Source organism: Pseudomonas sp. MWU13-2105 (assembly GCF_023242315.1).
Classification (GTDB): Bacteria; Pseudomonadota; Gammaproteobacteria; order Pseudomonadales; family Pseudomonadaceae; genus Aquipseudomonas.
In genome coordinates this window covers 91,704-117,263 of sequence record NZ_JALLIY010000004.1, presented here as the reverse complement: position 1 = coordinate 117,263, position 25,560 = coordinate 91,704, and the positions used below count along the sequence as shown (strand labels likewise).

The following is a 25,560-nucleotide window of genomic DNA, read 5'->3' as shown; positions in this document are numbered from 1 at the left end:
CCCGCCTCTTGGCGGGGCTTTTTTTGCTCGCTTTCCAAGCAATCCCGCAAACGATTCAGCAAACGCCACGCCTCCCGCGAAATACACGGGTTGCGAAGCCCGCTTATTGAAGAAATCGCCCCTTCTGCCGATACATTGAAGGCACGGAGCCACTGTTGTGCTTGTCAGCCTGACCCGCTTAATGCAACCTTGCCCAACACGCCAGAAAAACGGTCTTGACCCAGCGTGACCCGTACTCTTGAAGCGAGCTCTTAATGAAAAGCCAACCGGATGTCGCCAATAGATTGGCGGCCGAGGTAGTAACGCAATTGCCGGTGCCCTCGCGGCTCGGCATGCTGCGTTTCGAACGGCTGAATGAAGCAAGCTGGGCACTGCTGTTCCTCGACCCCAATTGCGAACGCCAGTTCGGCCAACCGGCCATCGAACTGTGCGCCCTGGTCGGCTCGCCCTATGCCAGCCTGATGGAGCCCGAAGCCCGTTACCGGCTGCACGACACCATCCAGCAGCAACTGGTCGACAGCCCGCACTACCTGATCCGCTACACCCTGCACACCACCCAGGGCCCTTTGAGCCTGCTGGAAGTCGGCGAGGCCTACAAGCAACACAACCGTCACCTGCTGCGCGGCTACCTGCTGGTGGTCGAAGGCCTGCTCGGCCAGGAGCCGACCCTGCCGACCAGCGACCTGGAGACCCAGAACAGCCGCCTGCAGATTGCCCTGGAACTGAACCAGCGCGCCCAGCAGGAACAGTTGCAACACCTGGACCGGGTACGCGCCCAACAGGACCTGATCCTGCGCCTCGCGCGCCAGCGCTACAGCGCGGGCAAGTCCCTGCTCGAAGCCGCCGAACTGATCACCCGTTGCGCCTGTGATATCTACGAAATCGACAGCGCGAGCATCTGGAACCTGGAAGGCGATCGCCTGGTGCCGATCTGCGCCTATCACCGTGATCGCCAGCAATACGTAGTGCCCGATATCATCGACGCGAGTGGTTTCCCCAATTACCTGGAAGCCCTGCACACCAGCCGCGCCATCGACGCGCACAACGCGATACATGACCCACGCACCCGAGAAATGGCCGAGAGCCTGAGGCCTCGCGACACCAACGCCATGCTCGACGCCAGTATCCGCATCGACGGCCAGGTGGTCGGCGTGCTGTGCCTGGAGCAGACCGGCAAGACCCGCGCCTGGCAGTCCGATGAAATCGCCTTTGCCGGCGAACTGGCCGATCAATTCGCCCAGGTCATCAACAATCACAACCGACGGGCCGCCACCAGCGCCCTGCACCTGTTCCAGCGCGCCGTGGAGCAGAGCGCCAATGCCTTCCTGCTGGTCAGCAGCGAAGGCGTGGTGGAATACGTCAACCCCAGCTTCACCGCCATCACCCAGTACAGCACCGAGGAAGTCCACGGCCAGAAGCTCTCCGAGTTGCCGGCCCTGGAGAACCTCAGCGAACTGCTGTTCGACGCGCCCTCGAGCCTGGCCAAGAGCAACAGCTGGCAGGGCGAATTCAAGAGCCGGCGCAAGAACCTGGAACCCTACTGGGGCCAGTTGTCGATTTCCAAGGTCTATGGGGACAATCGCGAACTGACCCACTACATCGGCATCTACGAAGACATCACCCAGACCAAGCTGGCGCAACAGCGCATCGAACGCCTGGCCTACACCGACAACCTGACCAACCTGGGCAACCGCCCGGCCTTCATCCGCAACCTCGACGAGCGTTTCGCCCGCGACAGCGACTCGCCCATCAGCCTGCTGCTGGTGGACATCGACAACTTCAAGCGGATCAACGACAGCCTCGGCCACCAGACCGGCGACAAGCTGCTGATCAGCCTGGCCCGGCGCCTGCGCAACAGCCTGAGCCCGAGCGGCAGCCTGGCGCGCTTCGCCAGTAACGAATTCGCGGTGCTGCTGGACGATACCGACCTGGAAACCGGGCAACAGATCGCCAGCCAGTTGCTGACCACCCTCGACAAGCCGATGTTTGTCGACAACCAGTTGATCAGCGTCACCGGCTCCGTGGGGCTCGCCTGCGCGCCGCTGCACGGCCGCGACCCGCAGACCCTGATGCGCAACGCCGGCCTGGCCCTGCACAAGGCCAAGGCCAACGGCAAGCATCAGGTCCAGGTCTTCACCGAAGCGCTGAATGCCGAGGCCAGCTACAAGCTGTTCGTCGAGAACAACCTGCGCCGTGCCCTGACCCAGAACGAGCTGGACGTGTTCTACCAGCCCAAGCTGTGCCTGCGCAGCGGCCGCCTGCTGGGCATGGAAGCACTACTGCGCTGGAATCACCCGGAACGCGGCATGATCCGCCCGGACCAGTTCATCAGCGTCGCCGAGGAAACCGGCCTGATCATCCCGATCGGCAAATGGGTCGCGCGCCAGGCTTGCCGCATGAGCAAGCAACTGACCGCCTCCGGGCTGGGCAAGCTGCAGGTGGCGATCAACCTGTCGCCCAAGCAGTTCTCCGACCCGGACCTGGTGGCCTCCATCGCCAGCATCCTCAAGGAAGAACAGCTGGCGCCGTCCCTGCTGGAGCTGGAGCTGACCGAAGGCCTGCTGCTGGAAGCCACCGAAGACACCCACCAGCAACTCGACCAGTTGAAAAAACTTGGCCTGACCCTGGCCATGGACGACTTCGGCACCGGCTACTCGTCCCTGAGCTACCTGAAGAAATTCCCGATCGACATCATCAAGATCGATCGCAGCTTCATCCATGAGATCCCGGACAACCAGGACGACATGGAAATCACCTCCGCGGTGATCGCCATGGCCCACAACCTGAAGATCAAGGTAGTGGCCGAAGGGATCGAGACCTACGAGCAACTGACCTTCCTGCGGCGCCATCGCTGCGACGTCGGCCAGGGCTACCTGTTCGACCGCCCGATCCCCGGCATCGAACTGATCCAGCAGCTCAAGCGTTACCCGCGCGGCCCTTTGGCCTGACAGCGCTGTAACACTCGGGCACACTGTTGGTCTATCTTCCTGTATCGCTTATCCCAACCTGACTGAGAGGACTGCGACATGGTCTTGCGCTCGGAAATACTGGTGAACAAAAACGTGCTCCCAACCAAAGAACAAGCTCTGCCTGGCCGCGAAACCCCAATGAGCGTGCCGGAAAAACATTTCGTCAATGGCAACCCGCTGCTGGGTCCGTTCCCTGGCAACGTCGAATTCGCGATCTTCGGCCTCGGCTGCTTCTGGGGCGCGGAACGGCGCTTCTGGCAACGCGAAGGGGTATATAGCACTTCGGTGGGTTACGCCGGCGGCTTCACCCCGAACCCGACCTACGAGGAAGTCTGCTCGGGCCTGACCGGCCACAGCGAAGTGGTGCTGGTGGTGTATGAGCCGGAAATCGTCAGCTACGAACAGTTGCTGGCGCTGTTCTGGGAACTGCACGATCCGACCCAGGGCATGCGCCAGGGCAACGATATCGGCAGCCAGTACCGCTCGGTGATCTACGCCACCAGGCCGGACCAGCTGGAAGCGGCACTGAAGAGCAAGCAGCTGTTCCAGGCCGAACTGAGCAAGGCCGGCCACGGCGCTATCACCACGGAAATCGACGAAGCGCCGACCTTCTACTATGCCGAGGCCTATCACCAGCAGTACCTGGCGAAGAATCCCGAGGGCTATTGCGGGATTCGCGGCACGGGCGTGACCTGCCCGATCTGATTGAACGCCCCCCTGTGGGAGCGGAGCTTGCCCGCGAAGCTTTTAGCGCTCTCACGGGCCTCTTCGCGGGCAAGCTCCGCTCCCACACAAGCCCTGCCCCCCACAGATTCCGATGCGCTCACGAGAGCGGGAAACCCCAAAGTCCGAGTTACTCGGCAATCAGCCAATCCATCCGCCAGTCGCCCTGGGTCTGCCCCAGCTTCTGCGCCAGCCACGGCAGCAACTCCCGCAACTCTTCCTCCAGCCCCCACGGCGGATTGGCAATCGCCAAGCCCGAACCGTTCAGGCTCGCCGGCGTATCCAGCGGATGCACCAGCAACTCCACCCGCAGCAACTTCGGCGCGCCGCTGCCCGCCAGGTCCTGATAGAAACGCTTCAGCGCGCGCTGGTCCTTGATCGGATACCAGATCGCCGCCACCGTCTGGCGCATGCGCCCGATGGCCTCCTTGAGCGATGCCGCACAACGCTGCATTTCATCCAGCTGTTCGAACGGCGGATCGATCAGCAGCACCGCACGCTTTTCCGCCACCGGCAGCAACGCCCGCGCCACATGCCAGCCTTCGCCCAGGTGCACCGCCACACGCCGGTCGCCCTTCATGTTGTCCTTGAGCAGCTTGCCGTCTTCCGGATGCTTCTCGTTGAGCAGGAGACGCTCGCGCTCACGGGTCAGGCGCCGCGCCAGCTCCGGCGAGCCGGGGTAGTAGCGCAATTCGCCATCCGGGTTCATCTCGTGCAGCACGCGCATGTAATCGGCGGTCACCGCGGGCAGGTCAGGCTCGCCCCACAAGCGGGCGATCCCTTCCAGGTATTCGCCGGTACGGCTGGCCTGGTCACCCTTGAGGTCGTACAGGCCGATGCCGGCGTGGCTGTCGAGATAGGCGAACGGCTGCTCCTTGCGTGCCATCAGGGCGATCAGGCGGGTCAGGATCAGGTGTTTCAAGACGTCGGCGTGGTTGCCGGCGTGGAAGGCGTGACGGTAGTTCATGGCGACTCCTGCGAAGGAGGCGAAGTTTACCTTGTGCCCGGGCCTACGTCAGGTCGCAGCGTACCGGTGGCATCGGAACTGTCCGACATATTCCCGGGGCGGCGCAGTGATAAGGTCGCTTTCCCGCCTATCGGAAGAAGGATCCGAGTCATGCCCGCCCGCTACGCCAAGATTGCCCTCACCCTGGCCCTCGCGGCCTTCGCTCTCATGGTCACCTTCAACAACATCACCGACTATGGCTCCAACTTCGCCTTTGTCCGCCATGTGCTGAGCATGGACACCACCTTCCCGGACAATGCCGCGATGTACCGCGCAATCAGCAACCCCGCGCTCTGGCATGCCGCCTATTGGCTGATCATCTTCGGCGAAGGCCTGAGCGCGCTGTTGCTGAGCTGTGGCGCGTGGTCGCTCTGGCGAGCGCGCAGGGCCGATACCATCAGCTTCGGACAGGCGAAGAAATGGGTCATCGGCGGCGCGACCGTGGGTTTCCTGGTCTGGTTCTTCGGTTTCATGGTGGTCGGCGGCGAGTGGTTCCTGATGTGGCAATCAGCGACCTGGAATGGCCAGGAGCCGGCCTTCAAGTTCTACATGGCGCTCCTCGGGGTGCTGATCTTCGTCAATCAGGCGGACAACGAGCTGACTTAAGCTGGGTCGCTTGCCGATTGCGCGCCAGTATCGGACACTGGCGCGCCGGTTTGCGGTCCGACTGCGGGCACGAAACCCAAGGTCATTGGCGACTCAGACACACGAGACCATTAAGCGACCGCACCTGCCTGGCAGTGCTCATTAATGGAATTCCACTGAGTCGAGACTTTATGAAAGACGCAACGATTGCGCTCCACCACGGTTTCAAGTCGGACCCGACCACCAAGGCCGTGGCCGTGCCCATCTATCAGAACGTCGCCTTCGAATTCGATAACGCCCAGCACGGCGCCGACCTGTTCAACCTGGATGTCCCGGGCAATATCTACACCCGGATCATGAATCCCACCAACGACGTGCTGGAGCAGCGACTCGCCGCCCTTGAAGGCGGCATCGCCGGACTGGCGGTGTCCGCCGGCAGCGCTGCGATCCACTACGCGATCCAGACCCTGACCCGCGCCGGCGACAATATTGTCTCCACACCGCAACTCTACGGCGGCACCTACACCCTCTTCGCCCATCTGCTGCCGAGTTTCGGTGTCGATGTGCGTTTTGCCCGCGACGACTCCGCCGAAGCCATCGCCGAACTGATCGACGAGAACACTAAACTGGTCTATTGCGAAAGCATTGGCAATCCGGCGGGCAATATCGTCGATCTCCAGCGCTTCGCCGAGGTTGCCCATCGGCACGGTGTACCCCTGATGGTCGACAACACCGTGGCGACGCCGATCCTGTGCAAGCCGATCCAGTTCGGCGCCGATATCGTCGTGCATTCGGTGACCAAGTACGTCGGTGGCCACGGCAACTCCCTGGGAGGGGTGATTGTCGATGCCGGCACCTTCCCCTGGGCCGACCACCCGGAAAAATTCCCCGGTCTGAACACCCCGGAAGCCGCCTATCACGGCGTGGTCTACACGGAAAAATTCGGTCCGGCGGCATTTATCGCCCGCGCCCGCACCGTACCGTTGCGCAACACTGGAGCGGCCCTGGCGCCAATGAATGCCTTCCTGCTGCTGCAAGGCCTGGAAACCCTGGCCTTGCGCATGGAGCGACATACCGAGAACGCACTCAAGGTGGCGCAGTTCCTCAAGGCCCACGAACACGTCGCCTGGGTCAGCTACGCCGGCCTGCCGGACCACCCGCACCATGAACTGGCGCTCAAGTACATGCAGGGCAAGCCTTCGGCGATCCTTTCGTTCGGCCTCAAGGGCGGCTATGAAGCCGGAGTACGCTTCTATGATGCGCTGCAGATCTTCAAGCGCCTGGTGAATATCGGCGACGCCAAGTCCCTGGCCTGCCATCCGGCCTCCACCACCCACCGGCAAATGAACGAAGCCGAACAGGCCAAGGCCGGAGTGAAGCCGGAAATGATCCGCTTGTCCGTTGGCATCGAGGCGATCGAGGACATCCTCGAAGACCTGCAACAAGCGCTACGGACCTGAAGCAAGACGGCCCGCCTCCAGAGGAGACGGGCCGTCTTCCGATCGACCGATATTCAGGGCCTCGGGCCCTCCTCGATCAATGCTCCAGGCGGAATTGTTTCTCCGCCGCATCGAAGCGTTGCAGCATCAGCGCCGAGGGCGTACCCATCCGGCTGACGATATAGATCGCCAGGCTGGCGAAGATAAAGCCCGGAATGATTTCGTACAGCCCCAGCAGGTTGAAGTGCTTCCAGACGATCACCGTGATCGCCCCCACCAGAATCCCGGCCAGCGCACCATTGCGGGTCATGTCCTTCCAGATCACCGAGATCAGCACCACCGGGCCGAACGCCGCGCCAAACCCGGCCCAGGCATAGCTCACCAGGCCCAGCACGCGGTTTTCCGGGTTGGCCGCCAGGGCGATGGCCACCAGCGCCACCAGCAACACCATTGCGCGGCCGACCCAGACCAGTTCCGACTGGGAAGCCGATTTACGCAGGAAGGTCTTGTAGAAGTCTTCGGTCAGGGCACTGGAACAGACCAGCAACTGACAGCTCAAGGTACTCATCACCGCCGCCAGGATCGCCGACAGCAACACCCCGGCAACCCAGGGATTGAACAGGATCTTCGCCAGCTCGATAAACACCCGCTCGTGATTCTCACCGACGGGACCGGCCACCTCGGGATGCGCCGAAAAGTAGGCAATGCCGAAGAAGCCCACCGCCACGGTACCGCCCAGGCACAGGATCATCCAGGTCATGGAAATACGCCGGGCCTTGGCGATCGACTTGACCGAGTCCGCCGCCATGAAACGCGCCAGGATATGCGGCTGGCCGAAATAACCCAGGCCCCAGCCCATCAGCGAGAGGATGCCGACAAAGGTGGTGCCCTTGAGCATGTCGAAGTTGGCCGGGTCCTTGGCTTCGATGGCGAGGAAGGTGGTGTCGACGCCGCCGGTGGCCAGCAGCACGATGATCGGCGTGAGAATCAGCGCAAAGATCATCAAGGTGGCTTGTACGGTATCTGTCCAGCTCACCGCCAGGAAACCGCCGATAAAGGTGTAGGCAATAGTCGCCGCCGCACCAGCCCACAGCGCGGTCTCATAGGACATGCCAAAGGTGCTTTCGAACAACCGCGCCCCGGCAACGATGCCCGACGCGCAGTAGATGGTGAAGAACACCAGGATCACCAGCGCCGCAATGATCCGCAGCAGGCCGCTGTGATCCTCGAAGCGGCTGGAGAAATAGTCCGGCAGGGTCAAGGCATCGCCATTGTGTTCAGTCTGTACCCGCAGGCGCCCGGCGACGAACAGCCAATTCAGGTAGGCCCCGACGATCAGGCCGATGGCGATCCAGCTTTCCGACAGACCGGACAGATAGATCGCGCCAGGCAAACCCATCAGCAACCAGCCGCTCATATCGGAAGCGCCAGCCGACAGCGCGGTCACCACGCTGCCAAGGCTGCGCCCACCGAGAATGTAATCGGAGAGGTTGTTGGTCGAGCGATAGGCCATCAGGCCGATCAGCACCATGGCGGCGATATAGATCACAAATGTGATCAGGGTTGGGTTGCTTACACTCATTGAAAAATCCCTGGCATTGTTTTTATTAAGCGCCGGTCCGACCGACGCAGAGAATGATGTTTGTCAGACGATTAAACGAGAAAGGCATTTATGACCGATATTTCCTCAGGAAAATCGCCGGCCCCGACCTACAACACATAGGAGGTTGCACTGCGGCGACGAATGCTATTCAACAAGGCGAATAAGGTGCAACCCATTTCTCCAGAATAAGTTGCACCTATTGGATTTTGCGTATTTTCCGACGCTTTCACGCCCCTTTTCAGTGCGAAAAATTCCCGGGACGCCCGGAAAAGCCCGAACCAGAGGCGACAAATACAAACGGGAAAATAATTCCTGATCTGCCGCCGTTTTTTCCTGCAAAAAATAGGTTGCACCCGGTTGCACCTAGGCCGAGCCAGCGCTACTCTTTCCGCCAGCTGATGCCACGCCATCGTGGTAACCATGAGGATAAGAAAATGGCTACGACCACCCTTGGGGTCAAACTCGACGACCCGACCCGCGAGCGCCTGAAGGCCGCGGCCCACTCGATTGACCGCACCCCCCATTGGCTGATCAAGCAAGCCATTTTCAACTACCTGGAAAAGCTCGAGAGCGGTGCAACCCTGGGTGAAATCAACGGTTCGTCCCGTGGCGACGCCGAAGACAGCGGCGAAGCCCCGAGCGACCACGCCCATCAGTGCTTCCTCGAATTCGCCGAAAGCATCCTGCCGCAATCAGTGCTGCGCGCCGCCATCACCGCCGCCTACCGGCGCCCGGAACCGGAAGTGGTACCGATGTTGCTGGAGCAGGCGCGCCTGCCGGCCGCCATGGCCGAAGCCAGCCACAAGCTGGCCGCCTCGATAGCCGAAAAACTGCGCAACCAGAAGAGCGCCGGCGGCCGCGCCGGGATCGTCCAGGGCCTGCTGCAGGAGTTCTCCCTGTCGTCCCAGGAAGGTGTCGCGCTGATGTGCCTGGCCGAAGCCCTGCTGCGCATCCCCGACAAAGGTACCCGCGACGCCCTGATCCGCGACAAGATCAGCACCGGCAACTGGCAACCGCACCTGGGCAACAGCCCCTCGCTGTTCGTCAACGCCGCCACCTGGGGCCTGCTGCTGACCGGCAAGCTGGTCGCCACCCATAACGAAACCGGCCTGACCTCATCGCTGAGCCGGATCATCGGCAAGAGCGGCGAGCCGATGATCCGCAAGGGCGTCGACATGGCCATGCGCCTGATGGGCGAACAGTTCGTCACCGGCGAAACCATCGCCGAAGCCCTGGCCAACGCCAGCCGCTTCGAAGCCAAGGGTTTCCGCTATTCCTACGACATGCTCGGCGAAGCCGCACTGACCGAGCACGACGCACAGAAATACCTGGCCTCCTACGAGCAGGCCATCCATTCGATCGGCAAGGCCTCCCACGGGCGCGGCATCTACGAAGGCCCGGGCATTTCCATCAAGCTGTCGGCCCTGCATCCGCGCTACAGCCGCGCCCAGTATGAACGGGTGATGGACGAGCTGTACCCGCGCCTGCTGGCGCTGACCCTGCTGGCCAAGCAATACGATATCGGCCTGAACATCGACGCCGAAGAGGCCGACCGTCTCGAACTGTCCCTGGACCTGCTCGAACGCCTGTGCTTCGAGCCGCAACTGAGCGGCTGGAACGGCATCGGCTTCGTGATCCAGGCCTACCAGAAACGCTGCCCGTATGTGATCGACTACGTCATTGACCTGGCCCGTCGCAGCCGCCATCGCCTGATGATCCGCCTGGTCAAGGGTGCCTACTGGGACAGCGAGATCAAGCGCGCCCAGGTCGAAGGCCTGGAGGGCTACCCGGTCTATACCCGCAAGGTCTACACCGACGTGTCCTACATCGCCTGCGCACGCAAACTGCTGTCGGTGCCGGAAGTCATCTACCCGCAGTTCGCCACCCACAACGCCCACACCCTGTCGGCCATCTACCATATCGCCGGGCAGAACTATTACCCGGGCCAGTACGAGTTCCAGTGCCTCCACGGCATGGGCGAACCACTCTACGAGCAGGTAGTGGGCAAGGTTTCCGAAGGCAAGCTGAACCGCCCATGCCGTGTGTACGCGCCGGTCGGCACCCATGAAACCCTGCTGGCCTACCTGGTCCGGCGCCTGCTGGAAAACGGCGCCAACACCTCCTTCGTCAACCGTATTGCCGACCAGTCCATCTCGATTCAGGAACTGGTGGCCGATCCAGTAGCCAGCATCGAGCAGATGGCAACCCTGGAAGGTGGCTTCGGCCTGCCGCATCCGCGTATTCCGCTGCCGCGTGACCTTTACGGTCGCGACCGGGCCAATTCCGCCGGCATCGACATGGCCAACGAACATCGCCTGGCATCGCTGTCCTGCGCCTTGCTGGCCAGCGCCCACAACGACTGGAAAGCCGCGCCGCTGCTGGGCTGTGTCGCCAGCAGCGAACCCCCGGTAGCAGTGCTCAACCCATCGGACCATCGCGACCTGGTCGGCTATGTCCAGGAAGCGACCGTCGAAGACGCCGACAACGCGGTGCAGTGCGCCCTGAACGCCGCGCCGATCTGGCAGGCCACCCCGCCGAGCGAACGCGCCGCGATCCTGGAGCGCGCCGCCGACCTGATGGAAAGCGAGATCCAGCCGCTGATGGGCCTGCTGGTCCGCGAAGCCGGCAAGACCTTCGCCAACGCCATCGCTGAAGTCCGTGAAGCCGTGGACTTCCTGCGCTACTACGCGGTACAGGCGCGCAACGATTTCAGCAACGACGCCCACCGCCCACTGGGCCCGGTGGTCTGCATCAGCCCGTGGAACTTCCCGCTGGCGATCTTCAGCGGCCAGGTCGCCGCGGCACTGGCCGCCGGTAACCCGGTACTCGCCAAACCCGCCGAACAGACTCCGCTGATCGCCGCCCAGGCCGTGCGCCTGCTGCTCGAAGCCGGGATTCCCGAAGGCGTGGTGCAACTGCTGCCAGGCCGTGGTGAAACCGTCGGCGCGCGCCTGGTGGGCGACGAACGGGTCAAGGGCGTGATGTTCACCGGCTCCACCGAGGTGGCGCGCCTGCTGCAACGCAATGTCGCCGGTCGCCTCGACAACCTGGGCCGACCGATTCCGCTGATCGCCGAAACCGGCGGGCAGAACGCGATGATCGTCGACTCTTCGGCCCTGACCGAACAGGTGGTGATCGATGTCGTGTCCTCGGCCTTCGACAGCGCCGGCCAACGCTGTTCGGCCCTGCGTGTGCTGTGCCTGCAGGAAGATTCCGCCGACCGCGTGATCGAAATGCTCAAGGGCGCCATGGCCGAATGCCGCCTGGGCAACCCGGAGCGCCTGTCGGTGGATATCGGCCCAGTGATCGACGCCGAAGCCAAGGCTGGCATCGAGAAACATATCCAGGGCATGCGCGACAAGGGCCGCACGGTCTACCAGGTGGCCATCGCCGATGGCGAGGAATGCAAGCGCGGCACCTTCGTGATGCCGACCCTGATCGAACTGGAAAGCCTCGACGAACTGCAGCGGGAGATCTTCGGCCCGGTGCTGCACGTGGTGCGCTACAAACGCAAGGACATCGACCCGTTGATCGCGCAGATCAATGCCTCCGGCTACGGCCTGACCCTCGGCGTACACACCCGCATCGACGAGACCATTGCCAAGGTGATCGACAATGTCCATGCCGGCAACGTCTATGTGAACCGCAATATCGTCGGCGCCGTGGTCGGCGTGCAACCGTTCGGCGGCGAAGGGCTGTCGGGCACCGGGCCGAAAGCCGGCGGGCCGCTGTACCTCTATCGTCTGCTATCGACCCGGCCTGCGGATGCCATCGAACAATCCTTCGCCCGTGGCGACGCCCTCGCCGCACCGGATGTGCGTCTGCGCGAAACCCTGCTCAAGCCGCTCAATGTCCTGCAAGCCTGGGCCGAGAGCCAGAAGCTGGCGGACCTCGGGGCGCTGTGCACGACCTTCGCGGCGCAGTCGCAAAGCGGCATCACCCGCGTACTCAACGGTCCGACCGGCGAGCGCAACAGCTACGCCATCCTGCCCCGCGAGCATGTGCTGTGCCTGGCAGAGATCGAAGCCGACCTGTTGACGCAGTTGGCGGCGGTATTGGCCGTGGGCGGCTCGGCGGTCTGGCCGGAAGGCGAGTCGACCAAGGCGCTCTGCGGGCGCTTGCCGAAAGAAGTGCAGGCGCGCATCCAGCGCGTGGCCGACTGGAGCAAGGACGAGGTGCTGTTCGATGCGGTGCTGCATCACGGTCATTCCGACCAACTGCGCGGAGTCTGCCAGCAGATCGCCCAACGCAGCGGGGCGATTGTCGGCGTGCAGGGCCTGTCCCAGGGTGAAACCGGCATTGCGCTGGAGCGCCTGGTGATCGAGCGGGCGTTGAGCGTCAACACCGCGGCGGCGGGCGGTAATGCCAGCCTGATGACCATCGGTTAAAACATCTGGCAGATGTGTCGAGCGGAAGATCGCCTTCGCGGGCAAGCTCCGCTCTCACAGGTTCAGTGCCAGGCCACCCTCTCTCTGACACGATAAAAACCCGTGGGGGCGGAGCTTGCCCGCGAAGAGGGTCGCCCAGGCAATACACCTCCCTGAATTCTGCCCCTCCATCACCCACATCAATCTTGCTAGGCAGCGCTTATTCAGCCACCTAGACTCGGCCCATTCCCCAACAGGTAGGCCGCCATGTCCGAGATGCTGCTCAGTTCCCGCAATCTGGCTTTTGAGCTGTACGAAGTCCTCGACGCCGAGGGCCTGACCCAGCGCGAGCGATTCGCCGAGCACTCCCGGGAAACCTTCGACGCAGCCATCGGCACCGCCCGCAACATCGCCGAAAAATTCTTCGCCCCACACAACCGCAAGAACGACGAAAACGAACCGCGCTATGAAAACGGCGAAGCGATCCTGATCCCGGAAGTGAAACCCGCCGTCGACGCCTTCCTCGAAGCCGGCTTTCTCAACGCCGCGCGCAGCTTCGAAGCTGGCGGCATGCAACTGCCGACCCTGCTGTCGCAAGCCTGTTTCGCCCACTTCCAGTCGGCCAACGCCGCCTCGACCTCCTACCCGTTCCTGACCATGGGCGCAGCGAACCTGATCGAAAGCTTCGGCAGCGACGAGCAGAAACGCCGCTTCCTGCAACCGATGATCGACGGCCGCTTCTTCGGCACCATGGCCCTGACCGAGCCCCACGCCGGCTCTTCGCTGTCCGATATCCGCACCCGCGCCGAACCGGCCGCCGACGGCAGCTACCGGCTCAAGGGCAACAAGATCTTCATTTCCGGCGGTGACCATCCGCTGTCGGAAAACATCGTGCACATGGTCCTGGCCAAGCTGCCGGACGCACCGCCCGGGGTGAAGGGTATTTCGCTGTTTATCGTGCCCAAGTTCCTGGTCAACGACGACGGCAGCCTCGGCCCGCGCAACGATGTGCTGCTGGCCGGGCTGTTCCACAAGATGGGCTGGCGCGGCACCACTTCCACGGCGCTTAACTTCGGCGATAACGGGAACTGCGTCGGCTATCTGGTGGGCAAGCCGCACCAGGGCCTGAGCTACATGTTCCAGATGATGAACGAAGCGCGGATCGGCGTCGGCATGGGCGCGGTCATGCTCGGCTACGCCGGTTACCTGTATTCCCTGGAATACGCCCGGGAGCGTCCGCAGGGTCGCCTGCCCGACAGCAAGGACCCGACCACCGCACCGGTTTCGATCATCCAGCACGCTGACGTCAAACGCATGCTGCTGACCCAGAAGGCCTACGTCGAAGGCGCATTCGACCTCGGCCTGTACGCCGCACGGCTGTTCGATGACACCACCACGCTGAGCGCCGAGGCCGAGCGTCGACAGGCCCATGAACTGCTCGACCTGCTGACGCCCATCGTCAAATCCTGGCCCTCGGAGTTCTGCCTCAAGGCCAACGAACTGGCGATCCAGATTCTTGGCGGCCACGGCTACACCCGCGAATACCCGGTGGAACAGTACTACCGCGACAACCGGCTGAACCCGATTCACGAAGGTACCCACGGCATCCAGTCCCTCGACCTGCTGGGGCGCAAGCTGGCGCAGAACGGCGGGGCCGGCCTGAAGCAGTTGATCCGACTGATCGCCGACACCGCGCAACGCGCCGCCGCCCATGCCGCCCTGGATGCCCTGCGCCAACCGCTGGAGGATTTGGTAGCGCGCCTGCAAAGCGTGACCATCGGCCTGCTGACGGACCTGGCCCAGGGCAAGGTCAACAGCAGCCTCGCCAACTCGGCGCTGTACCTCAAGGCCTTCGGACATACGGTCATCGGCTGGCGCTGGCTGGAGCAGGCGGTGCGCGCCGAGGAAGGCTTGGCCAGGGGCAACCCGGCGGACCTGGACTTCTACAAGGGCAAGCTGCAAGCCGCACGCTACTTCCTGACCTGGGAAGTACCGGGCTGCCATCACGAGCTGGCCATTCTCGAAGCGCGCGACGATACCTGCCTGTCGATGCAGGACGCCTGGTTCTAAAGCTTTTGACAGCGGTACATTTCAACAGGTTAGAATCGCTGGCACGCAGACTGCATGGTCAGTCTGCGCCCAGCCTTTGCAAGCTTTCCTGGAGTACTGCCTTTGAATGCGACGACCATCAACAGCCTGTTCTTGATCGGCGCGTTGCTGGTAGGCGCAAGCATCCTGGTGAGCTCGCTGTCCTCGCGCCTCGGCATCCCGATCCTGGTGATCATCCTCGCGGTGGGCATGACCGCCGGCGTCGACGGTGGCGGTATCATCTTCGACAACTACCCCACCGCCTACCTGGTCGGTAACCTCGCCCTCGCCGTGATCCTGCTCGACGGCGGCCTGCGCACGCGGGTCGCGAGTTTCCGCGTGGCGCTCTGGCCGGCGCTGTCGCTGGCCACGGTCGGGGTGCTGATCACCACCGGCCTGACCGGCATGGCCGCCGCCTGGCTGTTCAACCTGAACATCATCCAGGGCCTGCTGATCGGTGCCATCGTCGGCTCCACGGACGCCGCCGCGGTGTTCTCGCTGCTCGGCGGCAAAGGCCTCAACGAACGGGTCACCGCCAGCCTGGAAATCGAGTCCGGCAGTAACGACCCGATGGCGGTGTTCCTTACCGTGACCCTGATCGACATGCTCGCCAGCGGCCAGACCGGCCTGCACTGGAGCCTGCTCGGCCACCTGATTCGCGAATTCGGCATCGGCGGCATCATCGGCCTGGCCGGCGGCTGGCTGATGCTGCAACTGGTCAACCGCATCAACCTGGCCAACGGCCTGTATCCGATCCTGGTGATCAGCGGCGGCCTGGTGGTGTTCGCCCTGGCCAACGCCCTGCACAGCAGCGGCTTCCTCGCCGTGTATCTGTGCGGCCTGGTGATCGGCAACCGCCCGGTGCGCAGCCGTCACGGCATCCTGCACATGCTCGACGGCATGGCCTGGCTGGCGCAGATCGGCATGTTCCTGGTGCTGGGCCTGCTGGTCACCCCCCATGACCTGCTGCCCATCGCCCTGCCGGCCCTGGGCCTGGCACTATGGATGATCCTGTTCGCCCGGCCGCTGTCGGTGCTGGTCGGCCTGCTGCCGTTCAAGGCCTTCCATGGCCGGGAAAAGGCGTTTATTTCCTGGGTCGGCCTGCGCGGCGCGGTACCGATCATTCTCGCGGTGTTCCCGCTGATGGCCGGCCTGCCTCATGCGCAGCTGTACTTCAACCTGGCGTTCTTTATCGTACTGGTGTCGCTGCTGGTGCAAGGGACCAGCCTGCCGTGGGTGGCCAAACTGCTGAAAGTCACGGTCCCGCCGGAGCCCGCGCCGATCTCCCGCTCCGCCCTGGAAGTGCATGTCACCAGTGAGTGGGAGCTGTTCGTCTATCGCCTGGGCGCGGAAAAATGGTGCATCGGCGCCGCCCTGCGCGAACTGAAAATGCCTGAAGGCACGCGTATCGCCGCGCTGTTCCGCGGTCAACAACTGCTCCATCCGTCGGGTAGTACCACCCTGGAAGTCGATGACCTGCTCTGCGTGATCGGTCACGAACACAACCTGCCGGCCCTCGGCAAGCTGTTCAGCCAGGCACCGCAGCGCGGGCTCGACCTGCGCTTCTTCGGCGACTTCGTACTCGAAGGCGACGCCCAGCTGGGCGCGGTCTCGGCGCTCTATGGCCTGAAACTCGAAGGCGTCGACCCGAATACCCCGCTGGGCAGCTTCATCGCCCACAAGGTTGGCGGCGCGCCCATCGTCGGCGACCAGGTGGAGTGGAACAACACCCTCTGGACCGTCGCGGTCATGGACGGGAACAAGATCGCCAAAGTCGGCGTCAGATTCCCCGAAGGAAGTCGCCCGGGTCCGGGTCTCTTCCTCTAAACTGCCCACTTTCTTCACGTTGCTTGACCGGTACCTATGTCTTCCTTGCGCACTTTTCTTGTCATGGCCCTGCTGGGCCTGAGTCTTTCCGTCGGCGCGCTGCAAGCGGCCGAGCCGCCCACCCGTGAATCGGTCCAGCAAAGCCTGGACAAGATCGCCGACCGCAAGCTCGCCGACGCCGATCAAAAGGCCCTGCAGGCCGTACTGCAGCAGACGCTGACCTGGATGTCGAACCAGGACGACTATGAAAAGCGCCTGGCCGCGACCAAACAGCAGGTCGCCGATGCGCCGCGCCAGACCGTTGAAAACCAGCGCGAACTGGCGCGCCTGAAGGTGACCAAGGTGGTCCCGGTGGCGCAGCGTTATGCCAACCAGTCGGTGTCGCAGCTGGAACAACTGCTGACCGAGCGCACCACCCAACAGGGCGACCTGCAAAAAGCCCTGGCCGATGCCAACAGCCTGATCATCACCGCCCAGACCCGCCCCGAGCGCGCGCAGTCGGAAATCAGCAGCAGCCAGACGCGCATCCAGCAGATCAACAGCACCCTCAAGCAGGGCAAGGACAACGGCAAGACCCTCAACGCCGACCAGCGCAACCAGCTGAATGCCGAACTGGCCTCGATCAACGCGCTGATCCTGTTGCGCCGCCAGGAATTGGCCGGCAACAGCCAGTTGCAGGACCTGGGCAACAGCCAGCACGACCTGCTGATGGAAAAAACCGCACGCCTGGAGCAGGAAATCCAGGACATGCAGTCGCTGATCAACCAGAAGCGCCTGGCCCAGTCCCAGCAGACCGTCACCCAGCAATCCATCGAAGCGCAGAAGGCTGGCGACAGCAGCGTGCTGGCCACCGAAAGCGCCACCAACCTCAAGCTCTCCGACTACCTGCTCAAGAGCACCGACCGCCTCAACGAGCTGACCCAGCAGAACCTGCAGACCAAACAGCAGCTCGACAGCGTGACCCAGAGCGACCAGGCCCTGGACGAGCAGATCAGCGTACTCAAGGGCAGCCTGTTGCTGTCGAAGATTCTCTACAAGCAGAAACAGGCCCTGCCGCGACTGCAAGTGGACAAGAACCTGGCCGATGAAATCGCCGATATCCGCCTCTACCAGTTCGAGGTCAACCAGCAGCGCGAACTGATCAGCAGCCCGGCCACCTATGTCGACAACCTGCTGGCGACCCAGCCGCCGGAGCAGGTCAATGCGCAACTGCGCAGGACCCTGCTGGACCTGGCGGTAACCCGCAGCGATCTGCTCGAACGCCTGAACCGCGAACTGAGCGCCCTGCTCAACGAATCCATCACCCTGCAACTGAACCAGAAGCAACTGCTCAGTACCGCCCAGAGCCTGCGCGCGACCCTGGACGAGCAGATGTTCTGGATTCCGAGCAACAAGCCCCTGGACCTGGACTGGATCGAAAGCGTGCCGGCACGCCTGCAAAAGCAGCTCACTACCCTGCCCTGGGCCTCCAGTTTCAGTGAACTGACCGATGGCCTGGCACAACATCCGCTGCTGTTCCTGCCCCTGCTGCTGTTGATCGGTGCCCTGCTGTGGCGGCGCAAGTCGCTGTATGCGCGCCTGAGCAAGGTGCACAAGGATATCGGCCACTTCAAGCGCGACAGCCAGTGGCACACGCCGCTGGCGATCCTGGTCAACGTCGCCCTGGCGATGCCGATCACCCTGGCACTGGCGCTGTGCGGTTACGCGCTGCAGATCGACGCCCGCGGCCAGAACGCCAGCCTCGGGGCCGCGCTGCTGCAAATCTCCCTGGCCTGGCTGGTGTTCTACACCGCCTACCGGATTCTCGCGCCGGGCGGCGTGGCGGAGCTGCATTTCCGCTGGGAAAAGCCCCAGGTCGATTTTCTCCAGGGCTGGATTCGTCGACTCGGCTTCGTGGTCCTGGCACTGGTGGCCATCGTTTCCGTGGCTGAGCTGCAACCGGCCTCACTGGCCGACGATGTGCTCGGCATCGCCGTGGTCCTGACCTGCTACGGCCTGATGGCCTTGCTGCTCAGTCGCCTGCTGCTGGGCACGCCGAACCACGGCAGTGCCTCGCTGTTTCGCAAACTGATCGGCGTGCTTTTCACCGCCATGCCCATCGCGCTGTTTATCGCCGTGTGCTTCGGCTACTACTACACGGCCCTGAAACTCAGCGACCGGCTGATCGAGACCCTTTACCTGCTGATGCTCTGGCTGGTGATCGAGGCGACCTTCGCCCGCGGCCTCGGGGTCGCGGCCCGGCGCCTGGCCTACCAGCGCGCCTTGAGCAAACGCCAGGCGGCCAAGGAAGCCGGCGATGGCGAACTGCAGATCGAAGAGCCGACCCTGGACATCGAACAGGTCAACGAACAATCCATGCGCCTGATCCGCCTGGCCCTGCTCGGCGGCTTCGTCGCGGCCCTGTACTGGGTCTGGTCGGACCTGATCAGCGTATTCTCCTACCTGGACAACATCACCCTCTACGAATACACCAGCGGTACCGGCGCGACCATGAGCATGGTGCCGATCAGCATCGGCAACGTCATCGGTGCCCTGGCGATCATCGGCATCACCTTCGCCCTGGCGCGCAACCTGCCAGGCCTGCTGGAAGTGCTGGTGCTGTCCAAGCTCGAACTGGCCCAGGGCAGCGCCTACGCCACCACCACCCTGCTGTCCTACGTGATTGCCGGTATCGGCTTCGTCTCCACCCTCTCAACCCTCGGCGTGAGCTGGGACAAGTTGCAATGGCTGGTAGCGGCGCTGTCGGTGGGCCTGGGTTTCGGCATGCAGGAAATCTTCGCCAACTTCATCTCCGGCATCATGATCCTGTTCGAGCGTCCAGTGCGGATCGGCGACACCATCACCATCGGCACCCTGTCGGGCACGGTCAGCAAGATCCGCATCCGCGCCACCACCATCACCGACTTCGACCGCAAGGACATCATTGTCCCGAACAAGACCTTTATCACCGGGCAACTGATCAACTGGTCGCTGACCGACACGGTTACCCGCGTCACCCTCAAGCTCGGCGTCGACTACGGCTCGGACCTCGACCGGGTCAAGGAGCTGCTGCTCAAGGCCGCCCGGGACAACCCGCGGGTACTGAAGGAGCCCGAACCCCACGTGTACTTCCTGAATTTCGGCGAAAGTACCCTGGACCACGAACTGCGCATGCACGTGCGCGACCTGGGCGACCGCAACCCGGTGGTCGACGAGGTCAACCGCTTCATCAACCGCGAGTTCAAGAAAGAGCACATCAACATCTCGTTCCGGCAGATGGAGGTCTATCTCAAGAACCTGCATGGTCAGGAATACAAGCTGGTGCCGGTGGAAGGCGAAACGCCGGCTCCCGTGTCGACGGCGCCGGCCAAGCCGGAGCAGTTGCCGCCACCGGACAAGCTTGACTGAACGCCGGCCCACGCGGCGCTCATGCCGTTTGCATGAGGCCGCTGGCGTCTGCCGGCTAATCCCAGCAGAATACTCGGACATACTGCTGGAGCCGGCCGTTTGAAAGCCCTCGACGAACTGACCTTCGATAACCGCTTCGCCCGCCTGGGCGACGGGTTTTCCACCCATATCCTGCCCGAGCCCCTGGACAACCCGCGCCTGGTGGCGGTGAGTCCGGCGGCCATGGCCCTGCTCGACCTGGACCCGGCCATTGCCGGGGAACCGGTATTCGCCGAGCTGTTCGGCGGGCACAAGCTCTGGGCCGAAGCCGAGCCTCGGGCGATGGTCTATTCGGGGCATCAGTTCGGCTCCTACAACCCGCGCCTGGGTGACGGTCGCGGGCTGTTGCTGGGCGAGGTCTACAATGACGCGGGCGAACATTGGGACCTGCACCTCAAGGGTGCCGGGCAAACGCCGTATTCGCGCATGGGCGACGGCCGCGCGGTGCTACGCTCCTCGATCCGCGAATTCCTCGCCTCCGAAGCCCTGCATGCCCTGGGTATTCCCAGCAGCCGCGCGCTGTGCGTGATCGGTTCCGACACGCCGGTATGGCGCGAGAAACAGGAGCGCGGCGCCATGGTCCTGCGCATGGCTCCCAGCCATGTGCGCTTTGGCCACTTCGAGTACTTCTACTACACCAAGCAACCGGAACAGCAGAAGCAGCTTGGCGAGCACGTGCTGGCGCTGCACTTCCCCGAGTGCCTGGAACAGCCGGAGCCATACCTGGCGATGTTCCGCGAGATCGTCGAACGCAATGCCGAACTGATCGCCAAGTGGCAGGCCTACGGTTTCTGCCATGGCGTGATGAACACCGACAACATGTCGATCCTGGGCATCACCTTCGACTTCGGCCCGTTCGCCTTTCTCGATGATTTCGATGCGCACTTCATCTGCAACCACTCCGATGACCAGGGCCGCTACTCGTTCAGCAACCAGGTGCCGATCGGCCAGTGGAATCTCAGCGCCCTGGCCCAGGCCCTGACGCCGTTCATCAGTGTCGAGGCGTTGCGTGAGGCGCTGGCCCTGTTCCTGCCGCTGTACCAGGCCCACTACCTCGACCTGATGCGCCGCCGCCTCGGCCTGACCAGCGCCGAAGACGACGACCTGAAGCTGGTGGAAAACCTGCTGCAACTGATGCAGGCCGGCGGGGTCGACTACAGCCTGTTCTTCCGCCGCCTGGGGGATGAGCCGGCCGCACTGTCTACCGCGCGGCTGCGCGATGACTTTATCGATCTCAAGGGGTTCGACGCCTGGGCCGAACGCTACAAGGCCCGCGTCGCCCGCGAAACGGATCAGGACGAGTCCCGGCGCAAAGCGCGGATGCACGCGGTCAACCCGCTGTATATCCTGCGCAACTACCTGGCGCAGAAGGCCATTGATGCGGCGCAAAGTGGCGATTACTCAGAGGTTCGGCAACTCCACGAGGTGCTGAGCAAGCCGTTCGACGAGCAACCGGGTATGGAACGCTACGCCGAACGGCCACCGGAGTGGGGCAAGCATCTGGAGATCAGTTGCTCGTCGTGAGGGCTCATGCCTCTGGCTCGATAGCGCTGACGACCCGGCAAACGATGTCCATCATGGTGACATCGTCCAGCCGCTCTATGAACTTGGCGGAACCGTCTCGAACGCGCTGTTCGATATCGAAACTGCGCACTTGATTGCAGACGGCGACGCCGTTGGTTTTGCCTACGCACCATCAACCTATCTCCCCTCCGACCGGATCGCCTTCGCGAGCCCATGCAGTCTCGGCATTCAACTCAACGATCTCCTCGGAACCTTGAAGCAGCTCGTCCAGGGAATAGCGTTTACGAACCGGATGAACCATCGGCCTTGCGACCAACTCACCGTCGACCACTGTCAGCTCAAGCTGCGCTCCTTGGCCTCCCAAATGCGTTTCTCAGCAATGACACCCATGCAATGCCCTTATCGCAATTTGCCATTGGTCAACTCGACTGACGGTACGCCCTCTCATACTGGATTCGCGGGTCGAACACCGGCGGCTAAAAATGTCAGGGCATGCAACAAAGCTTGATAAAACCAACTCCCGGCTCCAGATAGAGAGCATTGGCCACTTCCCTGGAGCCCTCGCTCATGCCCGATTCCCTGTTGATCCCCTGCCCCCACTGCAACGGCCTCAACCGCATCCCCGCCGAGCGCCTGGGCGACCAGCCGAAATGCGGGCGCTGCAAAGCCGCGGTCTTGCTGGACAAACCGTTCGAATTGAAACAGAGCGACTACGCCAGCCAGATCAAAGGCGATCTGCCATTGCTGGTGGATGTATGGGCGGACTGGTGCGGGCCGTGCAAATCCTTTGCACCGGTGTTCGAACAGGCGGCGGCCCAACTGGCCGGCAAGTGCCGCCTGGCCAAGCTCGACAGCGAGGCCAACCAGCAGTTGTCGGCACAGCTGGGGATTCGTTCGATTCCCAGCCTGATCCTGTTCAGAAATGGCCGGGAAGTGGCGCGCCAGAGTGGCGCCTTTCCCTTGCCACAGCTGATGGCCTGGCTGCGCAGCCAGGGCGTCTGAGAGCCGCACGCCCACTGTCGGCTTGCCCGCGAAACTTTTAGTGCTCTCACGGGCCTCTTCGCGAGCAAGCTCTGCACATTCAGCCTTGGCGGGCGGGTATTGGCATCAAGCGTTGTTTTCCAGCAATGCGTGCAACTCGACGAACTGCTGGGTCAGCTTGTGCCGCGGATCGAAGTGGATCAGTGGCTTGTTGGCCTCGTGGGACTCGCGCATTTTCACCGAACTGGCCAGATACACCGGTAACACCGGCAATCCTTCGGCGATCAGGCTGTCGAGCATCTGCTGCGGCAGGCTCGCCCGTGCCTGGAACTGGTTGACCACGATCCCTTCCACCTGCAGGCCTTCGTTGTGGTCTTCCTTCAACTCTTCGATCTCGGCCAGCAGGCCATACAGCGCCTGGCGGGAAAAGCTGTCGCAATCGAAGGGAATCAACACGCGATCGGCGGCAATCAACGCCGATATCGCGTAAAAGTTCAGCGCCGGCGGCGTATCCAGGTAAATGCGGTCGTAATCTTCGGACAACTCATCCAACAGTTTGCGCAGCTTGTTGATCTTGTGCTTGGCTTCAAGTTTGGGCTGCAGGTCAGCCAGTTCGGCCGTGGCCGTGATCACGTGCAGGTTGTCGAAGGGCGTCTCGTAGATATCCACCTGGTTTTTCTTCGAGAACGGCCCGGACGAGAGGATCTGCTTGAAGAAGTCGGCGATGCCCATGGGGATGTCGTCGCCGGTGAGCCCGGTGAGGTATTGCGTGGAGTTGGCCTGGGCATCGAGGTCCACCAACAGGGTCCGATAGCCCTCGCTGGCGCTGACCGCCGCCAAGTTGCAGGCAATGCTCGACTTGCCGACCCCGCCTTTCTGATTGAACACCACACGCCGCATGACAAGACCTCCGTGTATCAATGGATCACCGAGTGTAGAGGGCTTGGCCGCTGCCGCGCCACCTTGGCGGGACAAGGATGACCTATCAGTTCGTCATAACGTCACGAATTCAGGGTAATTCCCCTATAAGTCGCGAAATCACTGACAGACGTATCAAAAAAACTACGAATAATAGCCAGTTGCTAGCCCACCCTTCGCATTTGGCAAATTTAATCGTGCAAAATGTGACCAAAAATTTGCTACAGGCCTTGCGCACCGGGATAATGCGCGCCACTCGGCCATCGCGCCACGCCAGGGTTGGTAGGGGTTCAAGGATCAACCATCAGCGTTCAAGGAAGCCCGCAGGGGCGGGAAGACATTCAGTGATCAACTTCAACATCGCCCAATGGCGCGCCTGGGCCCCGGGCCTGGAAAGTGCGGACGACTGGCAGGCCTGGAGCCGCCAGCCCTGCGTACCCGCACCCAGCGATGCGGCACCGGATGTGTCCTTCCTCCCAGCCATGCAGCGCCGCCGCCTCAGCCGCCTGGCGCGCATGGCGTTCAGCGTCGGCTGGCCGCTGGCCGAGGGGCACGCGCAACTGCCGCTGGTGTTCATCTCCCGCCACGGCGAAACCCCGCGTACCTTCGAGATCCTCTGCGACCTGGCGGCCGATCAGCCATTGTCGCCGACCCAGTTCAGCCTGTCGGTGCACAACGCGGTGATTGGCCTATGGTCGATCCTGCGCGGAGAAACCAGCGAAATGACCGCCCTGGCCGCCAACGGCGACGGCCTCGAGCACGGCATGCTCGAAGCCGCCGCGCTGCTCGCCGAAGGCGCCCCGGCGGTCCTGCTGGTGATCACCGAAGAACAACCGCCCGAAGCCTACCGCCACTGGATCGACGACGTGCCGTTCCCCTACGCCCTCGGCCTGCTGCTGACCCCAGGCGACGAGTGGCAACTGTCCCTCGAAAGCGGCGCGGACGAACAGCGCCACAGCGAGTGGCCCCATGCCCTCGATCTGTTGCGTACCCTGCTCGGTCAACACACCTCCTGCCAACACCGATGGAAGACCCGGGTATGGAACTGGCAACGCCGAGCATGAGCAAGCCCCGCGACGCCTACTACTGGCGCTTGCTGGCCACCGCCTTGAGCTTCGCCCTGTTCGGGCTGGGCGGCCTGTGCCTGCGTCTGGTGATATTCCCCTTGCTCGGCTGTCTGCCGGGCAATGCCGAACGCCAGCGCCAGCGCGCGCGACAAACGGTCAGCCGGCTGTTCTGGCTGTTCATCCGTTTCATGGCTCGCAGCGGCGTACTGACCTATGAAGTCGAAGGCGCGGAAAAACTCGGACGTCCCGGGCAGATGATCATCGCCAACCACCCGTCGCTGATCGACGTGGTGTTCCTGATCGGCCTGGTGCGCCACACCAACTGCGTGGTCAAGCAGAGCCTCTGGCAAAACCCCTTCACCCGCGGGCCGCTGCGCGCCACCGAATACATCAGCAACGACGGCAGCCTGGACATGCTCGACGCTGCGGCCGGCGCCCTGCAAGACGGCCAGACCCTGATCGTTTTTCCCGAAGGCACCCGCACCACCCCGGGCGCGGCACCCGCCTTTCATCGCGGCGCCGCCGCGATTGCCCTGCGGGGTGCGAGAATCATCACCCCGGTCGTGATCAAGGTCAGCCCCACCACCCTGACCAAGGCTGAACCCTGGTATCGGATTCCGCAACGCCGGGTGCACTTCAGTTTCCGGGTCGGCGCCGATATAGACCCACAAGACTTTGCCGCGCAGGGCCCCGCGCCCCAGGCCTCGCGCAAACTCAACGATTATCTGCACCATTACTTCATTAAGGAGCTCGCCTCAGATGAGCGATCCAACCCCTGCCCTGCACCTTGAGATCAAAGAGCTGATCATCGAGGCCCTGGGCCTGGAAGACATCAGCGCGCAAGACATCGGCAACGAGCAAACCCTGTTCGGCGAAGGCCTGGGCCTGGATTCGGTGGATGCCCTCGAACTCGGCCTGGCAATCCAGAAGCGCTACGGCATCAAGATCGATGCGGACGCCAAGGACACCCGCGACCATTTCTCCAACGTGGCCAGCCTTGCGGCTTTCGTCACGGCAAAACAGGCAGCGTGAGGCCG

General features: G+C 62.9%; 16 protein-coding genes. 13 read left to right on the top strand and 3 right to left on the bottom strand.

Annotated elements, in window-relative coordinates; genetic code table 11:
* Nucleotides 1-254: 254 nt before the first annotated feature.
* The gene (locus M5B96_RS07050; RefSeq protein WP_248795990.1) at nt 255-2,948 is read left to right on the top strand and encodes a putative bifunctional diguanylate cyclase/phosphodiesterase; all 2,694 of its coding nucleotides are present in this window, start codon (nt 255-257) and stop codon (nt 2,946-2,948) included.
* Nucleotides 2,949-3,026: 78 nt separating this feature from the next.
* Nucleotides 3,027-3,674 (top strand): peptide-methionine (S)-S-oxide reductase MsrA, encoded by a 648-nt coding sequence (gene msrA, locus M5B96_RS07045; protein WP_248795989.1) that lies wholly within the window; start codon nt 3,027-3,029, stop codon nt 3,672-3,674.
* A gap of 148 nt (nt 3,675-3,822) precedes the next feature.
* Here the strand turns inward: msrA and M5B96_RS07040 are convergent, their stop codons facing one another.
* A complete protein-coding gene (locus M5B96_RS07040) occupies nt 3,823-4,659 on the bottom strand; it encodes a 23S rRNA (adenine(2030)-N(6))-methyltransferase RlmJ (RefSeq protein ID WP_248795988.1) in 837 nt (278 codons plus the stop codon).
* 150 nt (nt 4,660-4,809) lie between these two features.
* Between M5B96_RS07040 and M5B96_RS07035 the strand changes: the two genes are divergently transcribed.
* Nucleotides 4,810-5,304, top strand: a complete 495-nt coding sequence (locus M5B96_RS07035) for a DUF2165 family protein (protein WP_248795987.1) — start codon at nt 4,810-4,812, stop codon at nt 5,302-5,304.
* 170 nt (nt 5,305-5,474) lie between these two features.
* Nucleotides 5,475-6,743 (top strand): O-acetylhomoserine aminocarboxypropyltransferase/cysteine synthase family protein, encoded by a 1,269-nt coding sequence (locus tag M5B96_RS07030; protein WP_248795986.1) that lies wholly within the window; start codon nt 5,475-5,477, stop codon nt 6,741-6,743.
* A gap of 76 nt (nt 6,744-6,819) precedes the next feature.
* Here M5B96_RS07030 and putP read toward each other — a convergent pair whose 3' ends face one another.
* The gene (putP, locus tag M5B96_RS07025; protein ID WP_248795985.1) at nt 6,820-8,304 is read right to left on the bottom strand and encodes a sodium/proline symporter PutP; all 1,485 of its coding nucleotides are present in this window, start codon (nt 8,302-8,304) and stop codon (nt 6,820-6,822) included.
* Between the two features lie 455 nt (nt 8,305-8,759).
* Here putP and putA point away from each other — a divergent pair, with 455 nt between their 5' ends.
* The 6 genes from putA (at nt 8,760) to trxC (ending at nt 22,559) form a co-directional block, all read left to right on the top strand.
* Entirely contained in the window at nt 8,760-12,713 is a 3,954-nt protein-coding gene (gene putA, locus M5B96_RS07020) for a trifunctional transcriptional regulator/proline dehydrogenase/L-glutamate gamma-semialdehyde dehydrogenase (protein ID WP_248795984.1), read from the top strand.
* 246 nt (nt 12,714-12,959) lie between these two features.
* Entirely contained in the window at nt 12,960-14,762 is a 1,803-nt protein-coding gene (locus M5B96_RS07015) for an acyl-CoA dehydrogenase (protein ID WP_248795983.1), read from the top strand.
* Nucleotides 14,763-14,864: 102 nt separating this feature from the next.
* Complete coding sequence (locus M5B96_RS07010) at nt 14,865-16,607, top strand: potassium/proton antiporter (protein WP_248795982.1); 1,743 nt, start codon at nt 14,865-14,867, stop codon at nt 16,605-16,607.
* 36 nt (nt 16,608-16,643) lie between these two features.
* Nucleotides 16,644-19,994, top strand: coding sequence for a mechanosensitive channel MscK (mscK, locus tag M5B96_RS07005; protein ID WP_248795981.1), 3,351 nt, complete (start codon nt 16,644-16,646; stop codon nt 19,992-19,994).
* Between the two features lie 99 nt (nt 19,995-20,093).
* Complete coding sequence (gene selO / locus M5B96_RS07000; RefSeq protein ID WP_248795980.1) at nt 20,094-21,557, top strand: protein adenylyltransferase SelO; 1,464 nt, start codon at nt 20,094-20,096, stop codon at nt 21,555-21,557.
* A gap of 567 nt (nt 21,558-22,124) precedes the next feature.
* Nucleotides 22,125-22,559 carry a thioredoxin TrxC gene (trxC, locus tag M5B96_RS06995; RefSeq protein WP_248795979.1) on the top strand — a complete coding sequence of 145 codons (435 nt, stop codon included), beginning with the start codon at nt 22,125-22,127 and terminating at the stop codon, nt 22,557-22,559.
* Between the two features lie 105 nt (nt 22,560-22,664).
* On the opposite strand, the gene M5B96_RS06990 is transcribed toward trxC, so the two are convergent.
* Nucleotides 22,665-23,438: a ParA family protein gene (locus tag M5B96_RS06990; RefSeq protein WP_248795978.1), complete on the bottom strand. Its 774-nt coding sequence runs from the start codon at nt 23,436-23,438 to the stop codon at nt 22,665-22,667.
* Between the two features lie 362 nt (nt 23,439-23,800).
* Here M5B96_RS06990 and M5B96_RS06985 point away from each other — a divergent pair, with 362 nt between their 5' ends.
* Genes M5B96_RS06985 through M5B96_RS06975 form a run of 3 tightly spaced genes read left to right on the top strand, consistent with a single transcriptional unit; the run spans nt 23,801 to nt 25,555 of the window.
* Nucleotides 23,801-24,520: a beta-ketoacyl synthase chain length factor gene (locus tag M5B96_RS06985; RefSeq protein WP_248795977.1), complete on the top strand. Its 720-nt coding sequence runs from the start codon at nt 23,801-23,803 to the stop codon at nt 24,518-24,520.
* Nucleotides 24,496-25,314 carry a lysophospholipid acyltransferase family protein gene (locus M5B96_RS06980; RefSeq protein WP_248795976.1) on the top strand — a complete coding sequence of 273 codons (819 nt, stop codon included), beginning with the start codon at nt 24,496-24,498 and terminating at the stop codon, nt 25,312-25,314. The genes M5B96_RS06985 and M5B96_RS06980 overlap by 25 nt, the downstream gene beginning before the upstream one ends.
* Nucleotides 25,283-25,555 carry a phosphopantetheine-binding protein gene (locus M5B96_RS06975; protein ID WP_248795975.1) on the top strand — a complete coding sequence of 91 codons (273 nt, stop codon included), beginning with the start codon at nt 25,283-25,285 and terminating at the stop codon, nt 25,553-25,555. The genes M5B96_RS06980 and M5B96_RS06975 overlap by 32 nt, the downstream gene beginning before the upstream one ends.
* Nucleotides 25,556-25,560: the final 5 nt, after the last annotated feature.

Coding starts and splice junctions, on each gene's coding strand:
- M5B96_RS06990 (WP_248795978.1), bottom strand. CDS start 23,438: ATGCGGCGTGTGGTGTTCAATCAGAAAGGCGGGGTCGGCAAGTCGAGC.
- M5B96_RS06975 (WP_248795975.1), top strand. CDS start 25,283: ATGAGCGATCCAACCCCTGCCCTGCACCTTGAGATCAAAGAGCTGATC.
- mscK (WP_248795981.1), top strand. CDS start 16,644: ATGTCTTCCTTGCGCACTTTTCTTGTCATGGCCCTGCTGGGCCTGAGT.
- msrA (WP_248795989.1), top strand. CDS start 3,027: ATGGTCTTGCGCTCGGAAATACTGGTGAACAAAAACGTGCTCCCAACC.
- M5B96_RS07035 (WP_248795987.1), top strand. CDS start 4,810: ATGCCCGCCCGCTACGCCAAGATTGCCCTCACCCTGGCCCTCGCGGCC.
- M5B96_RS07015 (WP_248795983.1), top strand. CDS start 12,960: ATGTCCGAGATGCTGCTCAGTTCCCGCAATCTGGCTTTTGAGCTGTAC.
- putP (WP_248795985.1), bottom strand. CDS start 8,304: ATGAGTGTAAGCAACCCAACCCTGATCACATTTGTGATCTATATCGCC.
- M5B96_RS07040 (WP_248795988.1), bottom strand. CDS start 4,659: ATGAACTACCGTCACGCCTTCCACGCCGGCAACCACGCCGACGTCTTG.
- M5B96_RS07050 (WP_248795990.1), top strand. CDS start 255: ATGAAAAGCCAACCGGATGTCGCCAATAGATTGGCGGCCGAGGTAGTA.
- trxC (WP_248795979.1), top strand. CDS start 22,125: ATGCCCGATTCCCTGTTGATCCCCTGCCCCCACTGCAACGGCCTCAAC.
- M5B96_RS06980 (WP_248795976.1), top strand. CDS start 24,496: ATGGAACTGGCAACGCCGAGCATGAGCAAGCCCCGCGACGCCTACTAC.
- M5B96_RS07030 (WP_248795986.1), top strand. CDS start 5,475: ATGAAAGACGCAACGATTGCGCTCCACCACGGTTTCAAGTCGGACCCG.
- putA (WP_248795984.1), top strand. CDS start 8,760: ATGGCTACGACCACCCTTGGGGTCAAACTCGACGACCCGACCCGCGAG.